General features: G+C 35.2%; 18 protein-coding genes and 1 other annotated feature. Of the genes, 14 read left to right on the top strand and 4 right to left on the bottom strand.

The features are described from left to right. Positions 1-27: 27 nt before the first annotated feature. Positions 28-1,743: a methyl-accepting chemotaxis protein gene (locus tag BUB90_RS17980; RefSeq protein WP_073289916.1), complete on the top strand. Its 1,716-nt coding sequence runs from the start codon at positions 28-30 to the stop codon at positions 1,741-1,743. Between the two features lie 55 nt (positions 1,744-1,798). On the opposite strand, the gene BUB90_RS17975 is transcribed toward BUB90_RS17980, so the two are convergent. From BUB90_RS17975 to BUB90_RS17965, 3 genes are all read right to left on the bottom strand, one after another. Then, positions 1,799-3,763, bottom strand: coding sequence for a class I tRNA ligase family protein (locus tag BUB90_RS17975; protein ID WP_073289914.1), 1,965 nt, complete (start codon positions 3,761-3,763; stop codon positions 1,799-1,801). A gap of 128 nt (positions 3,764-3,891) precedes the next feature. After that, positions 3,892-4,158, bottom strand: a binding site (T-box leader). 164 nt (positions 4,159-4,322) lie between these two features. After that, the gene (locus BUB90_RS17970; protein ID WP_073289912.1) at positions 4,323-5,912 is read right to left on the bottom strand and encodes a M56 family metallopeptidase; all 1,590 of its coding nucleotides are present in this window, start codon (positions 5,910-5,912) and stop codon (positions 4,323-4,325) included. Positions 5,913-5,932: 20 nt separating this feature from the next. After that, positions 5,933-6,346, bottom strand: a complete 414-nt coding sequence (locus BUB90_RS17965; RefSeq protein WP_073289910.1) for a BlaI/MecI/CopY family transcriptional regulator — start codon at positions 6,344-6,346, stop codon at positions 5,933-5,935. A 377-nt stretch (positions 6,347-6,723) separates the two neighbouring features. On the opposite strand from BUB90_RS17965, the gene BUB90_RS17960 reads away from it, so the two are divergent. The 10 genes from BUB90_RS17960 to BUB90_RS17915 all read left to right on the top strand — a co-directional run bounded on the left by BUB90_RS17960 (position 6,724) and on the right by BUB90_RS17915 (position 17,616). Further along, positions 6,724-8,205 (top strand): aldehyde dehydrogenase family protein, encoded by a 1,482-nt coding sequence (locus BUB90_RS17960; protein WP_073289908.1) that lies wholly within the window; start codon positions 6,724-6,726, stop codon positions 8,203-8,205. Between the two features lie 22 nt (positions 8,206-8,227). Next, positions 8,228-9,340, top strand: a complete 1,113-nt coding sequence (locus BUB90_RS17955; protein WP_073289905.1) for an ABC transporter ATP-binding protein — start codon at positions 8,228-8,230, stop codon at positions 9,338-9,340. A 12-nt stretch (positions 9,341-9,352) separates the two neighbouring features. Continuing rightward, on the top strand, positions 9,353-10,225 hold the full coding sequence (locus BUB90_RS17950; protein WP_073289903.1) for an ABC transporter permease: 873 nt from the start codon (positions 9,353-9,355) through the stop codon (positions 10,223-10,225). A 3-nt stretch (positions 10,226-10,228) separates the two neighbouring features. Then, complete coding sequence (locus BUB90_RS17945; protein WP_073289900.1) at positions 10,229-11,032, top strand: ABC transporter permease; 804 nt, start codon at positions 10,229-10,231, stop codon at positions 11,030-11,032. A 4-nt stretch (positions 11,033-11,036) separates the two neighbouring features. After that, entirely contained in the window at positions 11,037-12,092 is a 1,056-nt protein-coding gene (locus BUB90_RS17940) for an ABC transporter substrate-binding protein (protein WP_073289898.1), read from the top strand. 82 nt (positions 12,093-12,174) lie between these two features. Next, positions 12,175-12,528 carry a P-II family nitrogen regulator gene (locus BUB90_RS17935; RefSeq protein WP_073289895.1) on the top strand — a complete coding sequence of 118 codons (354 nt, stop codon included), beginning with the start codon at positions 12,175-12,177 and terminating at the stop codon, positions 12,526-12,528. 60 nt (positions 12,529-12,588) lie between these two features. Then, positions 12,589-13,341, top strand: a complete 753-nt coding sequence (locus BUB90_RS17930; protein WP_073289893.1) for a helix-turn-helix domain-containing protein — start codon at positions 12,589-12,591, stop codon at positions 13,339-13,341. 174 nt (positions 13,342-13,515) lie between these two features. After that, entirely contained in the window at positions 13,516-14,871 is a 1,356-nt protein-coding gene (locus BUB90_RS17925) for a putrescine aminotransferase (protein ID WP_073289891.1), read from the top strand. Positions 14,872-15,126: 255 nt separating this feature from the next. Then, positions 15,127-16,494 carry an aldehyde dehydrogenase gene (locus tag BUB90_RS17920; protein WP_334292902.1) on the top strand — a complete coding sequence of 456 codons (1,368 nt, stop codon included), beginning with the start codon at positions 15,127-15,129 and terminating at the stop codon, positions 16,492-16,494. 135 nt (positions 16,495-16,629) lie between these two features. Continuing rightward, positions 16,630-17,616: a DMT family transporter gene (locus BUB90_RS17915; RefSeq protein ID WP_242952570.1), complete on the top strand. Its 987-nt coding sequence runs from the start codon at positions 16,630-16,632 to the stop codon at positions 17,614-17,616. Between the two features lie 31 nt (positions 17,617-17,647). Here the strand turns inward: BUB90_RS17915 and BUB90_RS17910 are convergent, their stop codons facing one another. Beyond that, positions 17,648-18,133, bottom strand: a complete 486-nt coding sequence (locus BUB90_RS17910; protein ID WP_073289888.1) for an HD domain-containing protein — start codon at positions 18,131-18,133, stop codon at positions 17,648-17,650. A gap of 176 nt (positions 18,134-18,309) precedes the next feature. Between BUB90_RS17910 and BUB90_RS17905 the strand changes: the two genes are divergently transcribed. The 3 genes from BUB90_RS17905 (at position 18,310) to BUB90_RS17895 (ending at position 21,282) form a co-directional block, all read left to right on the top strand. Beyond that, positions 18,310-18,789, top strand: coding sequence for a pyridoxamine 5'-phosphate oxidase family protein (locus tag BUB90_RS17905; protein ID WP_073289887.1), 480 nt, complete (start codon positions 18,310-18,312; stop codon positions 18,787-18,789). Positions 18,790-18,884: 95 nt separating this feature from the next. Next, positions 18,885-20,051, top strand: a complete 1,167-nt coding sequence (gene fliB / locus BUB90_RS17900) for a flagellin lysine-N-methylase (protein ID WP_073289886.1) — start codon at positions 18,885-18,887, stop codon at positions 20,049-20,051. Positions 20,052-20,148: 97 nt separating this feature from the next. After that, positions 20,149-21,282: a competence protein CoiA family protein gene (locus tag BUB90_RS17895; protein WP_073289885.1), complete on the top strand. Its 1,134-nt coding sequence runs from the start codon at positions 20,149-20,151 to the stop codon at positions 21,280-21,282. The last annotated feature ends 35 nt before the right edge of the window (positions 21,283-21,317 follow it).

Raw genomic sequence — 21,317 nt, 5'->3', positions numbered from 1 at the left:
TAGTGCTAGTAGAGGGAGGATTAGAAGTTGGAGAATGAAGTAAGTAAGATTAACAAATACATAGTTAGTTTAAGAAAGTTAAAAATTAAGTCGAGGTTGATACTTGGTTTTAGTACTATATTGGTATGTATGATACTAATAATTACCACTGCAATTGTTTCCTTGATAAATAGTAAGAATAATTTGAATGACTTTCTTGAGTATTCTTATAAGGCGGAGATTTCCATTAAAGATAGTAGAATTGAAACCAATAATGCAGCTAGATTAATTCGTGAGATGGCAATTGTTGAGAATAAAAATGAAATAGATTCCTATTTAGAGACATTTAAAGAGAATAAAAATACTTTATTGAAGTGCATATCTATAATCAAAGAAACATTTCCAGCGGATAAAGAATTAGTGAATGAGTATGAAAAATCAGTATCAGAATGGCTGTCTATAGTTGATGATATTATTGTGAAGTTCGAGAATGAAAACTATGAAGAAGCAAAAGCATTAATTTTATCTCAAGGTAGTGAATTGTTACAAAATTTGATTGATAACGCTACGACTCTTGATCTGGAGATAGCGAATGCAGAATCAAAAGCGATTAATAAGAATGAAAATGGAATCATTATTGCAATAATAATATTAACTATTCTTTTGATCGTGTCTATTGTATTTGCTCTTATACTCACGATAAGTATTACAAAGAGTATTGCTATGCCACTAGAAGAAATTGAGTATGCTTCTCTTGAGTTATCAAAGGGAAATCTGAATGCTACAATTAACACAGAAGGACATGATGAGGTATCCCATGTAGCTAAGAGTCTACAAAAGAGTATGAGTCTCCTATCTTCGTATGTGAAATCTATAGATCAATCAATGCAGCAGATGGCAAAGGGGAATTTTGATATCAACATCAATCAAGAATTCATTGGGGACTTTAAGAATATTAAGATCAGTATCTTGAATTTTAATAATAAGATATCGGACGTATTAAGACAAATTAATATGTCTGCGGAACAAGTTGCAGACGGTTCTGTTCAACTTGCGTATAGTGGAGAAGCATTAACACAAGGTGCGGTAGAACAAACAGGAGCAATATCACGATTACAGCAGATGATTGTGGAATTAGAAGGAGCAATTAACTGTAATGCTGATTGTTCTAACATAGCATTTGATGTAGCAAACGAAGTAGAGAGAGATGTTGAAGGTAGTAATGATAAGATGCAGGATATGTTAGGAGCAATGAGTAATATCAATGCATCTTCGAGTAAAATTAGTAATATTATCAAAACAATTAATGATATTGCTTCACAGACAAATCTATTAGCACTGAATGCATCAATTGAAGCAGCAAGAGCAGGAGAAGCGGGAAGAGGTTTTGCAGTTGTTGCTAATCAAGTGAATGAATTAGCGAACCAATGTGCCCATGCGGTAAAAGAATCTACATCATTAATTCAAGATTCCATTCATGCAGTTGATGGTGGTATGGTAATAGCCACAGAGACAGCAAAAGCATTACTCGAGTCCTTGGAGAGAACAAAACGCTTAGAAACAAATATTAAGCAAATAACACAAACATCTACAGTTCAAGCTGATAAGTTGAAAGCAGTAACGATGGAAGTTGAACAAATATCAGCTGTAGTAGAAGAAAATACAGCTATGGCAGAAGAAAGCTCTGCAAGTTCAGAAGAGATGGCTAGTCAATCACAAGTAATGAAAGCATTAGTTGAACAGTTTGTATTGACAAATAAGTAATTAGATTTAAGGACAAAAGTGCAATTGTCAGCACTTTTGTCCTTTTTTAATAGAGTTAAATAAAAAATTGGCTTTCATGTTTTTTGAAAAAGTCAACCTTTGGTTCGAGGTATTCCATTGGTACATTAGAATCTAGGAAAAAAGTAAGTGGTTCGAAGATATAGTCCCAGTTCCAAATCTCTTTATCGGCGTGGAGATAAGCTTGAATCATTTCACAACCAGTAGGAGCAATGGAGTGTAATAAGGTCATAGTAACACGTACCGAATGGAAGGAATCTATCAGTACTTGTTTACGAAGTTCATCATTACCTGTAGATTCGGCCTGCTTCATAGAATTAACCCAGTATTTATTCGCATTTCTAATATAGGTGTCTAGTAAGTAGGTTAAAGAATGAAATTCATGATTATACATACCACGTTCAAAATCAAGGATTGCATTCTTGCCCTCTTCTAGTATGGAAGGGGTAATTGCACCCTCAGGAATCTTGCTATCGTAGTATTTCTGAACCGTGTAGAAACAAGAACGCACAAGTCTATTGAATACATTGGTTAATAAGTTGCCTTCTTTTAAAACAGTATCAGCTGCTTTCGGGTCGGCACCTGGAATATAAGGTTTCGGCATAAAACTAACACTCTTAGTAGATAAGCCAAGACTAAGAAAATGAATTCTTAATTGTTCTGGCGTATAATAAGATAGCAATTCCTTAGCCATAGGTGGCTTAATATCAGAACTACTACTTGCCTTCTTATCTAGGAATAGGATGTGATTGTTAGCAATTAGATGAGGTAGTTGTAATTGGCCATCATCTGGCGTAATCTTACTATCATAATCTTGTAGAGCCATGAATACTCCCATTTCCGCAATACCATAGAAGTAGATATTATCTTCTCCAATAAACTGATATACCATTGAGTCTTTGGAATTCCACCAGTCTTTCCAAGCGTCTTCAGCCTCTCCGTGTTCCATAAGATAAGTCTTAGTGAATGAGATTGGTGCCCATAAGGATTCTGGCCAAACCCAGAAGGTAAGTGGTGTATCATCAGAATCTACTTGTGGAACAGGAACTCCCCATTCAATATTACCAGTAAGACGGAATGGTACAAGTGTTTTACCTGTTCGGTATTGTACACCATGAGAAGATAGAAGTTCTTGGGCTGCTTCACGTTGAGTTAATGTATGAAACACAAGAGTGAGAGAGGATTTGTTTGATTGCTCATCAATCTCAAAACTTGGAAGTTGGTCTTGCAAAGTAGTTACAATTTCAGCATAGTCTTTCTTCACATAGATACAAGGTTTCTTCAAAAACTCTTCTATGGTATTGATAAGGTATTTGCGATGATTGGTATTCAAACGTAAGTAATCATTCCGTTCTTTCAGGAGTTCGAGGTAAGCTTCCAAATCAAAATACCAATTTGTAACATCGGTTACCTCTGGTTTCAAACCTGATAAGGTGCTAACTGGATCAATTAAATCAGAAGGCATATATTGGTGCCCCAGTGAACACTCGTCAGCATAGGCTTTATCAGAAGAACAACCTTGAATCGGACATTTACCAACGACTTGGCGGCCATTTAATAGCACCTTGAATTCTGGATCATAGAATTGTGAATTCTTTAGTTTCTTCAAAGCACCTTTTTTATAGAGTTTCTTGAAGATGGTAGCAGATACTTCGTTATGAACATCAGCTGCTTTATCAAGTGCAGATGCTGCAAAAAGATCAAGACTGATTTCGTAGTCGTCTAAAGCTTCTTTTTGTTTTATGTGATTACTTCGAACGTAATCTTGTATGATAATAGAATCGTTCTTTTCTAGTTTTCTATAACTTTCTAAGATTGGTGAACCATAGCAATCGGTACCTGATACGAAGATTACATTGTCTTCTCCAATACGATCTCGAAGAAATCTAGCGTAAGTGTCTGCATGAACAAACACACCTCCTATATGGCCAAAATGTAATTCTTTATTGCCATAAGGCATACCTGCGGTAACGACCGCTCTTTTTGGGAATAAGGGTCTCATATACGAATCATCCTTTCTACTTTTAGAATACTAAATTTGGTTAGGTTTCAAAAGGTCAAAGACCAAGTGAAAAACCAAATTAAATTATAATTAAAAAAGGGTAAAAAAAATCACCTCCTACAGTTATGCGTAGGGGCGAATGATTCGCGGTACCACCCTATTTCATTCCTATGTCGCCATAGAAATCTCGTCAAGTACAGAGCGTTATAGTAGTGATTCTTTCACTCGTCTTATACTTTAGTTCTGTAACGGGAACTACCGTCATAGCATCATCGATTTCGAATCCGTATGAAGCTCCAAGACTTGTTTCATTCAATCTGCATTCATTCCTTCTCAGCTACCGGAACTCTCTGGGGAAATAAGATAGAATTACTTTCTCTCTTCAACGCTTTTGTTATTTTTATCAAGTATAATTCTTAATATAGATTTTGTCAAGGTAGATGAAGAAAAGTACTGTTAAAGGAATGAAATATCAATAAATATAACGCAATACAGAAGAACATAAATAACATATTCTGTATTGCGTTAATTAATATTAATTGATAAGTTATTCAAAAAATTACGGAATAACTCTTCCAATACTATAAACAGGTCTATAATCGATAGAAGATATTTTTACTCCCACTTTGGGATTGGCTGCATGAATTACCTGATTGTCACCAAGATAGATTGCTACATGGCCAACTTCCTGTTCCTCATTTGCATAGAAGACAAGATCTCCAGTTTTTAGATCCGCCCTATCAATTGAAGGTATGGAGTTATGTTGTTCTCTACTTGTCCTAGGGAGCGTATATCCATAGAGACTATAGATGTATTGCGTGAAGCCACTTGTATCAAATCCAGTTTCTGGAGTGTTACCTCCCCATTCATAGGAAGCACCTTCGTAGGTCTTAACATCTTCAATAAAGTCTTGCATGGAGAAGGCTGTAGGTTTATCCTCTGTGGAAGTTTCAATTGTAATATCTTTCTTTGATACTACCGTGCTTAAATCAGTAGATGTGACTACTTGGTCTGCAATATTATTAGGATCTTCTTTGTTAAGGGTATTTTCTTTAGCAAAAGAAAAGATAGAAGTAGTACATAATATAAGTGCCAATGCCATAATAGTTAAGATACTCGTTTTCTTATGCTTTGTATCAAGGATAGATTGTAAACGATTTTTCATTCTTTTTTTACCTCCATAAAAGTTAATGAATAATAATTGTTGTATCTGATTTTGATGTAATGCCGTTTTTAGTAAGACCTTGCTATACGCCATACGCTCAGTAGGAGAAGCTTGGTTTAACACAATACTATCACAAGAGCTTTCACAAAAATCCTTCCATAAACGAATGAATAGATATATGATAGGGTTCCACCAATGGAAGGACAGACATATTAGTAAAAGCCATTGCATTAGGATATCTTTTCTTTTGATATGTATAAGTTCATGTCGTAGCATATAATCTAGTTCTTCCGCTGTATAAGAATAGGAAGGAAGTATAATGACTGGGTGTAATAATCCAAGAGTGATAGGACTTCCAATAGAGGAACATACGCTACAAGTAATGGAAGCGTATACATTTAGTTGCTGTTGATTCTTATGTAATAGTTCGAGTTTTGATTGATCGACCAATGGTTTTGTGAAGCGCTTTATTGTTTTACAAAAGCGATAATGTTTGATTACATGATAACTAAATGTAATAAATACACCAAAAGTCCAAATTACATACAATAGAAAATGATTGTTATACAGAGAAGTACTAAGGAAAGAGAAAAGCTGACTTAGTTTTTGTTTATATATAAGAATATGCAATTTAAACGCTTCATAGGTTGCAGTAACTAAAGTTTTAGAACCGTCTTTTGTTACGTCTATACTAGAAGGTATTTCGCTTGAGTAAGCTGTATATAAGTTGCTATCAGATAAATCAGTTAGTTTAACTAATTCCAAGGACACTTTATTGACCCGCGGTGTCATTATTGTAAAAAGTGAATTTTTCGCAAATGGGCGATATGGAATTAGATATGCTAGTAGCAGTACTATACAGCATAGATATAGACAGATATTGGAAAGGTATCTCTTAAGTATCTTCTGAAAAAGAAATAGTAGGAGCACGAGAATTGATACTAGAATACCATTATTCATGTAAGTTAATAACAGACTATTCATAACGACAACGTTGCTCCTTTCTATATCTTATCTTCCATAGATTTAAGCCAAGCACTTAATTCTGCGATATCTTGTTTTTCAAGTTTTGTGTTGTCACAAAATGTACTTACTAAGTTACAGATAGAATTATTATGATATCGCTTTACAAAATGAGTTGTCTCAAAGTGAATATAATCCTCTTCATGTACAGTGGGATAGTAATTTCTTTCTTTACCTAATTTCTCGCTTCTAAGAAACCGTCGATCAATCAGTCTGTTTAATAAGGTTGTAAGAGTCTGGAGTTTCCATCCCTTTATATTGCCTAATTGATCCATTAATATAGAAGTTGTAACGGGGGGATCGTTACGCCATATAACGGACATTACTTCAAACTCCGTATCAGGTAAGCGCGAAAGCTCAATTTCTCTGCTAATATCTTTTTCATTGTTGTTCATATAGTAATCATGCTCCTTCCATCGTATCAAGATAAATAGATAATTACGAAATTCCTTGTAATGCAGGTATGCATGAAGCAGGATAAAGAGTTTTATAATTATCTACATCTGTCTATAATGATATTCTACAATTGTCTAGGATAAATGTCAAGTATCAAATTATCACCCAATATAAGTATAACTACTCCTATTTAAGTAGATAAATGGTTTTAAGGTAGAATTGTTGCAAATTGAAAAATGTTGTATAGTATAACAAACAAAGAGGTGTATTGCATATGCAATATGCCTCTTTTTACATATGAGTAGTAGGAAAAGATAAGTTGGGTTAAATGTGGTATTTATATCAATCTGGTAGATTATAAAGGAGGAGTGAAAGCATGGAAATTAAGAAAAATTATATCAATGGCGAATGGGTAGAGTCAGTAACTGGTAGAACGAGAGATATTATATGCCCTTCTAATGAAGAGCGAATTGGAATTACTACAGAAAGTAGTGCGGCGGATGCAAAACAAGCAATATTAGCAGCTAAGTCCGCTTTCTATGAAACGGGAGAATGGCGCAGAACATGTGGTCAAGTAAGGGCCGATTACTTATATAAGATTGCTAGTAAGATTGAGCAAAAACGTGATGAACTAGCTAAGATGGATACTCTCGACAATGGAAAACCATTAAGAGAAGCCCAATGTGATATTGAGGATGCGGTAGCTTGCTTTAAGTATTATGCTGGATTAATTACGAAACCACAAGGTGGGGTGTATGAAGTCAATGATGGTTTTGGCCCGATGCATTCCTACTGTATGCACGAACCGGTCGGTGTTTGTGCTCAAATCACTCCTTGGAATTATCCAATGCTAATGTCAGTTTGGAAATTAGCGCCTGCACTAGCAGCTGGTAATTGCATCGTATTCAAACCAAGTGAGAATGCACCGTTATCTACCATTGCATTGTTTGAAATCTTTGATGAAGTTGGCTTACCAAAAGGCACCGTAAACTTAGTCTTAGGAAACGGGCCAGAGGTAGGAAACGAATTCTCCGAAAGTCTAGATGTAGATATGATTACTTTCACAGGAAGTACGAAGACAGGGCAAGCAATTGCTAAGAATGCGGTAGGGAACTTAAAGAAGGTTGGATTGGAGTTAGGTGGGAAATCACCAAACATTATCTTTGCAGATGCTGATCTTGAAGGTGCGGTCGAGTGGGCAATGATTGGAATCTTCTTTAACGCGGGTCAAGTTTGTTCTGCAGGTTCAAGAATTATTATAGAAGAGAGCTTCAAAGATGTCTTTGTTAAGAGATTGATAGAGAGAGCGAATGCCATAACTATTGGACCTGGTATGGAGAATCCAGATATGGGAGCTATTATTACAAAGGAGCAGATGAATAAGATTCTTAGTTACATAGAAACTGCAAAAGAAGAGGGAGCTACTTTAGTATGTGGTGGAGCGCGTTATACACAAGGAGAATGTGCTAAGGGTTTCTATATTCGTCCAACAGTTTTTGATCAGTGTACATCAGATATGAAGATTGTAAGAGAAGAAGTTTTTGGTCCTGTCGTAACGATACAGACATTCAAGACAGAAGAGGAAGCAATTGCACTTGCTAACGATACTCCATATGGTTTGGCAGGAGCGGTATTTTCAACAGATGGAGCAAGAGCATTACGAGTTGTGAAAGAGATTCGGGCTGGAATTACTTGGATTAATTGCTATAATCCAACCTTCAACGAAGCACCATGGGGTGGATATAAGATGAGTGGTTGGGGACGTGAACTAAGTGTTCATGGTCTAGAAGAATATCAAGAGGTAAAACAGATCAATATTAACCTCGCACCAGGTACAATTGGGTGGTACGAACATTAATTAATGAAAGTGAGATTTTACTATGAAAGACGAAATTATTGTAAAGGTGAATCAAGTAAATAAGATATATGGTATGAATCATGTCGTGAAAGACTTGAATCTTTCAGTAAAACAAGGTGAATTTCTTACATTGCTAGGTTCTTCTGGTTGTGGAAAGACAACCACACTTCGTATGATAGCTGGCTTCGAAGAGGCAACGAGCGGAAGTATTCTTGTAGAAGGAGAACCTGTTGAGAATAAGGAACCCTTTGAGAGAAACGTTAACACAGTTTTTCAAAGTTATGCATTATTCCCACATATGACAATCTTCGATAATATAGCTTATGGGTTGAAGGTGAAGAAATTCAAGAAAAGTGAGATAAAAGAGAAAGTATCACAGATGTTAAGTTTAGTACAATTAGAAGGTTTTGAAAAGCGTTATCCAAGGCAATTATCTGGTGGACAAAAACAAAGAGTCGCTATAGCAAGAGCGTTAATTAATAATCCTAAAGTTCTTCTCTTAGATGAGCCATTAGGTGCACTTGATTTAAAACTACGTAAACAGATGCAATTGGAATTGAAAGAATTACAAAGTCGCCTTGGAATCACTTTCCTCTATGTTACCCACGATCAAGAAGAAGCATTAACCATGAGCGATCGTATAGGAATTATGCATGATGGGATTTTAGAACAATTAGCGACACCAAGAGAAATTTATGAAAAACCCGCTACTAGATTTATAGCAACCTTCATTGGAGAAACCAATATATTTGACGGGAGGATTGAAACGGTGGAAGGTGATTTTGCTAAAGTTCTTTTAGAGAATGGTTCTGTAATTGGTAAAGGCGAAGGTTTTGTTAAGGATGAACTGATTAGCGTATCGATACGACCAGAGAAATTAAAGTACTCTATGGAACCAGTTGAAGGATTTGAATTAAATGGTTATGTAAAGAGTTATATCTATGTTGGATCTGTAATAAAAGCAATCATTGTACTTCCGAATGGATATGAGATTAAGCTGGAACGACTAGCAAGTGAACTGTTGCCAGAGATAGGAAGCAGGGTGTTCCCATATTGGGAAGTAGCAGATTCTGTATTGATTCATAGCTTTGATCAAACATTTTATAGAGCTGTTGAAGACATACAATATGGATAGGAGGAGATGACCATGACAAAAAGTAAACATTCGCTTCGGGCGAATACAATCCCAGCCATAACTACGGTAGGACCAATTACATTATGGTTACTCTTCCTAGTAGCAATTCCATTAGTATATGTACTAGTAATGAGTTTTTGCTCTATCGATGAATTCTATAATGTATCGTACCATTTTACTCTTGATAATTATAAAAGGTTATTCGATACGAATTATCTTCAGATTTATGCACAATCCTTATTTATAGCATTCTTTACAACAGTAATCTGTATCCTACTGGGTTATCCATTTGCTTACTTTATTGCTAGAGCCGTAAGTAAACGAAAAGCAATTCTTTATATGTTGGTGATCGTACCATTTTGGACGAATTCATTAATTCGTATCTATGGTTGGAGATCATTCCTTGGAACGAATGGCTGGCTGAATACGATACTGATGAAGTTGAATCTGATTAATACTCCGGTTGAGTTTCTGTACAATAGAGGAACGATTTTACTGGGTATGGTTTATTGCTTATTCCCATTCATGGTAATACCGCTTTATACCGCTATCGAGAAGTTAGACCAGAATCTAATAGAAGCGTCTAATGATTTAGGTGCAAGAGGAATCTATACGTTCTCTCATGTTATCTTGCCACTTACTATCTCAGGTGTTTTTGCTGGATCCATCATGGTGTTCATACCTTGTTTAGGATTCTTCTTCGTTTCTGATATATTAGGTGGTGGAAACAGTGACGTGATTGGCAATCTAATTGAACGTCAATTCCAAAGTGGAAACAACTGGCCACTTGGTGCAGCGCTATCAATTATTTTAATTCTCATGACCTTACTCCTTGTTCGAATCTATCAAAAACTAGGTGGCGATATGGAAAGTCTGGGGGTGTAAGAGATGAGAAGAAAACACAAAGTACAAAGAATACTCAAGATGGTATTCTGTTGTTGCATCTACTTGTTCTTATTCCTACCGATTATTGTAATCGTAGTGAATTCATTTAATGCAACAACGAAGAAGCCATACCTAAGTTGGAAGGGATTTACCTTATCATGGTATATGAAACTATTTCAGAATGAAGAATTGTTATCGTCTTTTGGAATGACCTTATCAATTGCTGTTCTAAGTACAATTCTAGCAGTTATTATTGGCTCTATCGCAGCAGTTGGTATGTACAAATACAAATTCAAAGGGAAAGCACTCATTGATGGTTTACTATACATTCCAGTGGTAATACCGGAAATTGTTCTAGGTATTAGTTTGCTAACAATCTTTTCTAAAGCAGGAATACCAAGAGGTTTATTAACATTGGTTTTAGCGCATGCAACATTTAGTATTCCGTTTGTTGTATTCAATGTTCGAGCAAGGTTGTCAGGTTATGATAATTCCATTGAAGAAGCTTCTATGGATCTAGGTGCCAATCGAATCCATACATTTTTGCATATTACGTTACCTGTACTTGCGCCCGGAATCGGAGGAGGAGCTCTGATGGCCTTCACACTATCTATAGATGATGTAATTATAAGTTACTTTACCAATGGTCAGGTAAAGACTTTTCCATTGAAAGTAATGGATAGTATTAAGAGCGGTGTTGCTCCTGATGTGAATGCATTCTCAACCTTGATTTTAATAGGCACAACACTTTTAGTTGTTTTAACACAGAGTGGAATCTTTAGAAAGAATAATAAGGAAAGAGGGTAGTTTTATGAAAAAAATAACGAGTTGTTTATTCATTCTTGTATTAGCACTTAGTACGATATTAGCAGGATGTGGAGGTAGTTCAAAAACTGAAAGCGGCACTACTTTAAATGTGTATGTATGGACAGAATATGTTCCAGAGAGCGTAGTTGAGGACTTCGAGAAGAAAACGGGAATTAAGGTTAATCTATCAACCTATTCATCGAATGAAGATATGTTAGCGAAGGTAAAATCGGAATCTGAAGGTGCATATGATATCGTTCAACCAAGTGATTATATGGTTGCACTAATGATAGCACAAGATATGTGTGAAAAACTTGATAAAGATAAGCTAACGAATATAGGGAATATGGACGACGCGTACATGAATCCATCATATGATCCAGGTAATGAATATTCCATACCGTATCTTGGTGGTGCAGGTGCTATTGCAGTTAATACAGATATAATCAAAGATACGATTACTTCGTATGCAGACTTATTCAAACCAGAATATGCGAATCAATTAGTTGTATTAGATGATTTTCGTGCAGTTATTGGTATGGCAGCAAAGAGTATTGGGTATGGAATGAACGAAACCGATCCTGCAATTCTTGAAAAAGTCAAAGAGAAGACCTTATCTCTTAAGAATAACATTAAGTTATACGATAGTGATTCACCAAAGAGTGCGTTAATTGCTGGAGATTGTACCTTGGCGTATTGTTGGAGTGCGGAAGTAGCACTTGCCATGGAAGAGAATGAGGCAATTCAAGTAGTCTATCCAAAAGAGGGACCTTATCTATTCCTAGATAACTGGGTAATACCAAAAGGTTGTAAGAATTACGATGCAGCAATGGAATTTATTAATTTTATGATGGATGCAGAATCTGCAAAGATGGTAGGTGAAGAATTCCCGTACTTAAATCCTAATAAAGCGGGTGTTGCTTTACTTGGTGATGACTTTATTAATAATCCTGCTAAGAATCCACCAAGTGATGCCATCGCTAAGGGTGAGTTCGTTGATAATATTGATACAGATTCCTTAGCAATTTATGATCAAATCTGGACGGAACTTAAGAAGTAACAACAACTAATAAAGAATTAATGTGTGAATCTTATAAATGAGTTTTAAGGATAAATTCACAGGAATCAAGGAGGAGAAAGGAATGAAAGAATTAGCAATCATTATTAAACCAGAAAAATTAGAAATGGTAAAATCGATTATGGAATCCAAAGGTTGCGGTGGTATGACAATCTCAAGTGTTATGGGTTGTGGTACACAAAAAGGTATAATTTCAGAAGATGCAGTAAACCAAATAAAAGGATTCAAAACAAACATAAATCTGTTACCTAAGATTCGAGTAGAAGTGGTTGTACAAGATGAAAAAGTAGAAGATATTATCATTGATATAAGAGAGAAAGTGGGTACGGATCATGTCGGTGATGGTAAAATCTTTGTCCGTAATATTGAAGATGTTGTACGTATACGTACTGGTGAAAGAGGAAATAAAGCACTTTAGTCATAAAGATGAGCAAAGACATGCTACTCCATAAGATTAAATAAGGGATGTGACTAGATCATGGGCAATAATGATTGGATTGTATTAAATCATATAATATATCAGATACATAGTTTGGAGGATTTAACGAGAATGCGTGAGTTACTCATGGAGCAATTACACATTCTAATGGATTATGATAGTGCCGACTTTTGGTTATCAAGCCCAGATGGCTTGAATAAACTTGTGGAGCCAGTGTTTCACAATGAAAGTCCGAATATAGAAGATATCTATATGGACAATTTATATGCGCTCGACTATGCAAAAGGATTACTTTTAAGTGGAAAGAATATGATTTATCGTGAATCGGATATGATTCCTGATGATCAACGTGTTAATACGGAATTTTATAAGAAGTATTTTGAGCCTGCTGGGTGGCATCACGGATTAAACCTTATACTAGGATATCGTCAGAAGTTTCTTGGAGTATTAGCCTTCTACCGTGACAAGGGAAAACCTAATTTTCAATATGAAGATACTTTTATCTTAGAGATGTTGAAAGATCATTTAGAGTATCGACTACATAAGAATTGGATTGAGGAATCTCATGGGGAAGAGAAGATTGGAGTTGCAGAATGTACAAGACGATATGGTTTGACACGTAGAGAAGAAACAATATTAGAGCATCTATTACAAAGTGAAGATAATGATGTAATCTGCAAACAATTATTTATTACCAATAATACGCTTAAGAAACATATCCTAAATCTATATCAGAAGATGGAGGTTAGTAGTAGAATGCAGTTGTTTAAGAAAGTGAAAGAGGAACGCTAAGAGCATGGTATGTAATAAAATCCTAGGGAGAAATAATTCATAAACTACTTAAAAAGAAGTATAGTACTTAAAAAGAAGTAGTGAAATGGTTATTCAAGTGAATGGAATGTTAACTTACAACAGGTTAGAATAATTAACTAGTAACTTTAGGACCAAAAGATTGGAGGATTTAATATGATTAATAAAGATGTAGTATTGGAAGAATTGAAAGAGGTACTTGAGTTTATTCATAGTGATGATTTAACGGATGTGCAAAAAGAGAAAGTGACAAAGAATACGGTAGCTTACTTTGACAAATATGTCAGTCCAGGTTGGCTAAAATACCGTAAATCCGTTTCGACGAATGCAGCGGTAATTGAATGGAAAGATTATGGTGCTTATTGTAGTGGTATCTATGGAGAAGAATTTATTGATTGCTTAGGAGGATTTGGTATCTATACTTGTGGACACAGAAATGAAGAAATTATAGATACAATAAAAGCACAACTAGACCACCAAGCATTGCATTCTCAGGAATTATTAGATCCACTCCGTGGCTACCTTGCAAAGGCTGTTGCAGGAATTACACCAGGTGATTTAGAGAAATGTTTCTTTACCAATGGTGGTGCAGAGGCAGTCGAGATGGCACTTAAATTAGCAAGAATTGCCACAGGTGGTAGTTGGTTCATCTCGACAGTTGGTGCCTTCCATGGTAAATCAATGGGTGCTATCTCAATGGGTGGAAAGAGTACATATCGTACACCATATCTACCAATGGTACAACAAGTACAACATGTTGAATATGGAAATAGTGAAGATATGCGCAAAGCTATTAAGAACTTAAAAGCGGTTGGAGAAGAAGTTGCAGGTGTAATCTTAGAGCCGATCCAAGGGGAAGGTGGCATCATCATTCCACCAGAAGGGTATCTTAAGGAAGTAAGAGCAATATGTAATGAATACGGTGTAGCATTAATCTTCGATGAAATCCAAACAGGTATGGGAAGAACAGGAGCGATGTTTAGATGTGAAACTGAAGGTGTTGTTCCAGATATTCTGACATTTGGCAAAGCATTTGGTGGTGGTATTATGCCGATTACAGGTATCATCTGTAGACCAAATATGTGGACGAAAGAACTTATCGAGAATCCATGGTTATTAGGGTCACCTACCTTCGGAGGTAATCCTCTCGCTTGTTCTGCAGCATTAGCAACGATCAAATACATGCTTGAGAATGATGTTCCAGGTCAATGTAAGGAAAAAGGAGAGTACTTAAAAGCTGGTTTGGTTAAATTACATGAAAAATACCCAACTGTTATTGAAGATGTCAGAGGCATTGGCTTAATGTTAGCAGTAGAGTTTGTTGCTTGTGAAGTTGGATATAGTGTTGCGAAAGGTATGTTTGCAAGAGGCGTAATGACGGCTGGTACACTTGTTAATGCAAAATGTGTTCGTTTTGAACCAGCAGCAGTAATCTCGTATGAAGATATGGATCAGGTAATTAGTAGAATGGATGAGGCTTTAAGCGAAACACAAAAAGAGTTTGAACTATAAGATTTAATTACTCCTTTCTAAGTAGCAAGTGTTTTTATTATTTCACTTGTCTACCTAGAAGGGAGTTATCACTTTATATAGAGCAAAGGCTTGTTTTTTTATGCACTACCATTTTTTATACGAAATGTTGTATAATAGGAAATAGATCTGAATATTTTATTCAACATAATAAGAGAATGAATAGTGACATAGATTAAAAAAATGGCTAAATAGATTTATATTTATATTATATGAATATGGAGGAAGATAAGTATGATGGATGCGGTGACGTTGCTAGAAAAACAGAGGAAGTACTTTAAAACTGGGGCTACAAAAAGCCTTGCCTTTAGAAAAGCACGTCTAGGTGAGCTGAAAATGGCAATTAAGGAAATAGAAGGGGAAATTTTAGAAGCTTTGAAAAAGGATTTGAATAAATCTTCGTTTGAGGCGTATGCTACAGAAATTGGAATTGTGCTAGAAGAAATCAATTTTATGATGAAACACATGGAACGCCTATTAAAAGTGAAAACGGTGAGAACACCAATAACGCAATTCCCTTCGGTTAGCAAGATATATAAGGAGCCTTATGGCCTTGTATTAATTATAGCTCCATGGAATTATCCATTCCAATTAGCGATTGCCCCTTTGATTGGTGCAATCGCATGTGGAAATTGTTCAATTATTAAGCCCTCTAATTATTCACCAGCAACGTCAGCAGTGATCAAAAAGCTTATAAGTAAGACGTTCAGTAAAGCTTTCGTAGCAGTAGTAGAAGGTGGTAGGGAAGTAAATCAATCACTACTTGATCAAAAATTTGATTTGATTTTCTTTACAGGAAGCGTAGGTGTAGGGAAAATTGTTATGGAAAAAGCAGCAAAGCATTTGACTCCGGTAATTTTAGAGCTTGGAGGTAAGAGCCCTTGTATCGTTGATGAAACTGCAGATATAAAGCTTGCAGGTATGCGAATAGCTTGGGGTAAATGTTTAAATGCAGGTCAAACTTGTGTGGCCCCTGATTACCTAGTGGTGCATAAAAGCGTTAAAGAAAAATTAATTAAGGAAATTATCAAGAACACTGAGAAGTTTTACAGTAATAAGCAAGAAGAAAATCATGATTTTCCTAAAATTATAACGCGTAAACATTTTGTGCGTCTTAAAAACCTTATACAGACAGGAGAGATTATCTATGGTGGTGACTTTAATGAACAGACGAACCAGATTTCTCTTACCATAATGGATCATGTAACTTGGGAAGATGAGGTTATGAAGGAAGAAATCTTTGGCCCAATTTTACCGATTATTGAATATGAAAATCCAGAAGAATTCATATCGTTAATAAATAATAGACCAAAACCATTAGCACTTTATTTGTTTACAAAATCTAAGAAGATGGAGCAAAGAATTATAAAGGAAATATCCTATGGAGGAGGTTGTATTAACGATACCATTATTCATCTTGCCACTTCCTATATGGGATTTGGTGGTGTTGGCGAAAGTGGTATGGGAGAGTATCATGGTGCCGCCAGTATTGAAGCTTTCTCGCATAGAAAGAGTGTTTTAAGGAAGAGTAATTTAATTGATATACCGCTACGTTATCCTCCTTATCAAAATCATTTAAAATGGTTAAAGAAAATTATGAAGTAGTTTGCATAGTAAGTAAGAAAAAGCGATGGGATTTACTAATCTCATTGCTTTTTTTTATAGAATTCGATATACTACTTATAACAAATAACCCCCTATGGGGGATATGAAATTGATAAGAAAGAAGACAGATGTAATATGAATAAGCAAAGAAGTAAGAAGAAAGGTATTAAGAAGAAAGATTCTTATCAGATGAATACTAAGAAAAAGATTAAAACCAGGAGTAATAAGATAAGCAATAATTATCAAAAAAAAGCAATAGCAGCCGCCATAGTAGCTGCAGTATTGTATGCTTTGAATGCTCCGTTTTCTAAGATGTTATTGTCAAAGGTCACAGAGACAATGATGGCAGCTTGGTTATATCTGGGGGCGGGAGTTGGTATGTCAATATTATGGTTGTTTCGTGAAAAGAACAATCATAAGGCTAAGCAGTTACATATAACGAAAAAAGAACTTCCTTATACAGTTGGAATGGTGGTATTAGATATTATGGCACCCATTTTTTTAATGATTGGCTTAGCGAGAACAACAGCTGCGAATGCCTCCTTAATGAATAACTTTGAAATTGTAGCAACATCGGTTATTGCGTTTGTAATATTTAAAGAAAAGTTGTCAAAGCATCTGTGGTGTGGCATTGGTTTTATTACCTTAGCATGTATGTTATTGTCAATACAAGGAGAAGGAAGTTTATATTTTACCTTTGGTTCGATATTTGTTCTATTCGCTTGTATCTGTTGGGGACTTGAGAATAATTGTACGAGAGTACTATCGGAAAAAGATCCATTACAGATTGTAATTATTAAAGGATTTGGTTCGGGATTTGGTTCACTTTTGATAGCATTTGCCATTGGAAATACGATTCCTAGAATTGCTGATATATTATGTGTAATGGTATTAGGCTTTGTAGCATATGGACTTAGTATCTTCTTTTATGTGCATGCACAAAGACATCTTGGAGCCGCAAGAACGAGTGCGTATTATGCGGTTTCTCCTTTTATTGGAGGAATCTTGTCACTTTTGTTATATCATCAGCTTCCAAGTATCGTCTTCGTAATAGCATTGCTAATTATGGCTGGTGGGGTTTATTTAGTTTCTATTGGAGAGAAATCTTGTAAACAAGAATAACCAATATTTGATAGATATATTATAGTAGTTACTAAATTCGAAACATAGTTTTACAAAGCTCTTTTCCAGTGGTAGTCTTAAAAATCTTATGATAAGCACTTGCTATAGCGTGAGCATCTAATGCATCTTCATATAGATTAACTAGAAAATCTGCTTCTAATAAGATCTGATAATCCATTCCACTAACGTTTGAGTAGGTATGATGATGTCCAACTAAGTAACAAACTCTTTCGATAATAGATTCATCAATAGAAAGTTTGGTAAGAAGGTCCTTGGCTAGTGCGGGTCCTTCTTGCTCCTGTAATTTGCCATCGCATCTTCCGTATTTTTCTTCTGCAACTTTAATGCCGATATCGTGTACAATAGCGGCTATTTCAAGAATTTGAAGCGTAGTAGAATCAAGTTGTTCTATTTCACCAATTAATTTGGCAAAGCTATGTACTTTGATAAAATGCTGAATTCGTTTTGGGTCCCCAGAGTAGTATTGAATCATTTCTTGTAATAGGTTTGAAATCATATGGCATTCTCCTTTGAGTTAGAAACAAGTAGTTTCGTGGTTTGCGTTAACAATTTGGATTTATTTTAGCATTATATAAGGAAAAATTCTATAACTTTTTGGTTTATAAATTGACAATAATATGGTGTTCTAATACAATGAAAGATAAATATGGAAGGCGAAAGGAATTATGAACTATGAGAAGAAGAGACAGAGAAGTAAAAAATCCAGAAGAGATTCTAGCAATTATGAGAAAATGTGATGTATGTAATGTGGCTTTTTTTGATAAGGAATTTCCTTATGTAATACCACTTAATTTTGGAGTGGAATATGAAAACGAAGAGTTTACAATGTATTTTCATAGTTCTATTGCTGGAAAAAAACTCGATTTATTACAAGATAACAATAAAGTAGCATTCTCAATGAGCTGTTCACACAATTTAATTACAGGGGATTTGGCATGTGATTGTACGATGGAGTTTGAAAGTGTGTGTGGCAATGGAACGATAGAAATTCTAGGTGAAGAGGAAAAAATGCCAGCTCTTACAAAATTGATGAATCATTATCAACCAGGAATTGAGCATAAATATGACGAGAGATTATTTAAAGTAGTTTCAGTTCTGAAACTTAATGTAAATGAAATATATGGGAAACGACTAAAGAAAAAAGGTATGTAATAAAATCGTTACATATTGTTAAAACTTCGGCACTTGAACATTCCACAAAATGAGTGTATGATACTTGCGAATACGTTTGTTATGGAGGAATAGACATGAAATATTCTATACCGGATTATTATCATCAATTTAATTGCATTGCCATGGAGTGTGAAGACACTTGTTGTGCAGGCTGGGAGATTATGATTGATCCTAAGACATTAGATAAATATAAAAATGTAAAAGGTGGTTTCGGCAACTGCCTTCAGAATTCTATAGAATTGCGCAAGGGAGCTTTCAAACAATATGGACACCGTTGTGCATTCTTAAATGATGATAATCTCTGTGATATCTATACAGAATTAGGTCCTTCCATGTTATGCGATACTTGTAGAACGTATCCAAGACATATGGAGGAGTATGAAGGAGCACGTGATTTATCGCTTTCCATGTCTTGCCCTGAAGTGGCGAGAATCATATTAAGTCATGAGGAACGAGTTCGATTTTTAACAAAAGAGAAGAAAAGTGAATCGGGACGATTTGAATATTTTGATGCCATACTTTATGCCAAGTTATCTGAAGCTAGAAATTGTATTATTGGCACCTTACAGAATAGAAAACTTGATGTGAATCTACGTGCAGCAATTAGCTTTGCATTAGCACATGACATACAAAATCGAATAAATAGTCAAGAATATTCTACAATGGACCGTTTAATCAATCGATACAAGACAGAAAAGATTGTAGATTGTATGATAGATAAGTTAAAACCGTATCAGTGTAAAGAAGACATACGATTTGAAATCATTAAAAAACAATTCGCTATATTGTTTCGCTTAGAGATATTAAGATCAGAATGGTCAGATGCTACAAGACTTGCTTTTGATCAACTATATGGGAATGGTTCAAAGGAGTATCTTGGTAATAGAAGACAGTTCTTGCTATATATGAAACAGAATGAAGAACTAGGTATCCAGTTTGAGACGATACTGGAACAGCTTTATGTATACTTTACATATACGTATTTCTCGGGTGCGGTTTATGATGAGAATGCATATGGTAAGATGAAGTTAGCAGTAATTAGCCCGTTAATTATACAAGAGTTGTGTCAGGCAAGATGGCAAATCAAAGGTTTTTTAACATTCGGCGATGTTGTAGAAATTACATATAGCTATTCTAGAGAAGTTGAGCATTTAGATAAGAATCTTAAAAAGATGGAGAAACTATTTGGTAAAAAGAAAGAGTTTTATTTTGAAAAAATCTTAATTTCATTATTATCTTAAGTGCATAAACGAAAGCAGATCATGCAGCTTTATTTGAAATGGTATAAGAGTTTAGCAATTGACTAATTTGGCATCAATAATAAAAGGAGGATATGGCTTGGTTACACAGGAGAATGCATTATATCAAGGAGAGCTTTGGTGTGCATACGAACTGAAGGATTACGAAGGCAGATATAAAGAAGATTTACGGCTACAGATGAGAATGGCTAGCCAAAATCATGAGTTGATTTGTCCTAATTGCAAAGAATCTATTATATTATGTGCAGGAATGATTCGTGAACCGTATTTTAGGCACCATGCTGAGACCGATTGTAAAACACGCTCGAATGGAAACCAGGGTGATTATCCTCTAGCAAGAAGACTATTGTACCAATTAGCGAAGAGAAGTTTTAAAGAGTCAGAGATCTATTGTAGTAAAGAGATAGGTACGTATGTAGCAGACATATATATAAATAATACAGATAAACCAATGGTTATGGAATATCTAAGTTACGATATGAAGCTAAATGAGTGGTTGGATAAACATGCTTTTTACGAAAGAAAAGGAATTACAGATGTGTGGTTTCTAAACAGTAAGAAATATCGATTTGAAGCACCAACAACCTTTGAATATCTAATCGCAACAAAGAAACATATCTTGAATATACTCGATACACATAGTGGTGAAGTCACACTTAAGAAGATAATGCGATTAAATGGTCAATCTGTAGGCAAGGTAATAGCTAAGAGTTATTTTTTACCGGATCTAAAAATTGACGATGAAGGTTGTTTACAGTGTGATTTTGAAGAGTATGTAGAGAGGCTTTTTATTCAAGAGACACAGATACAGGAAAAAAGACTTGAAAAATATCCAATTCCTTTACGACTTGCTTTTAAGAATATTAATGAGAATAATACTTCTGAAACGATAAGACAAGTGGAACATGAAAAGGGTAATGCTAACTTCCAACAATCTAACGAATTATCATCATATGAAGTACATCGCTTTCCGATTGCAGATACGAATTTGACATCTCTTACTATGAAGATGCCAGCTATTGAGGAATGTTGGTTGATACCAAGATTAACGGGTGAGAATTGGGAGATAGAAAGAGGGAATAAAGAGAGATTTGATTATCTGCATGATTTGAATAATCGATTATTTAAGATAGAAGATGAAGATCAAAGAGAACAAATGATTGATGAAGCGATTTATTATCTAGAAGAGATGATTGAAGCAAAACGTTGGTAAGGAAGACTTATCAATACAAGAATCAATAATTCATA

Source organism: Anaerosporobacter mobilis DSM 15930 (genome assembly GCF_900142955.1).
Lineage (GTDB): Bacteria > Bacillota > Clostridia > Lachnospirales > Lachnospiraceae > Anaerosporobacter > Anaerosporobacter mobilis.
The sequence above is the reverse complement of the archived record's forward strand: the minus strand, read 5'-3'. Positions and strand labels throughout refer to the sequence as shown.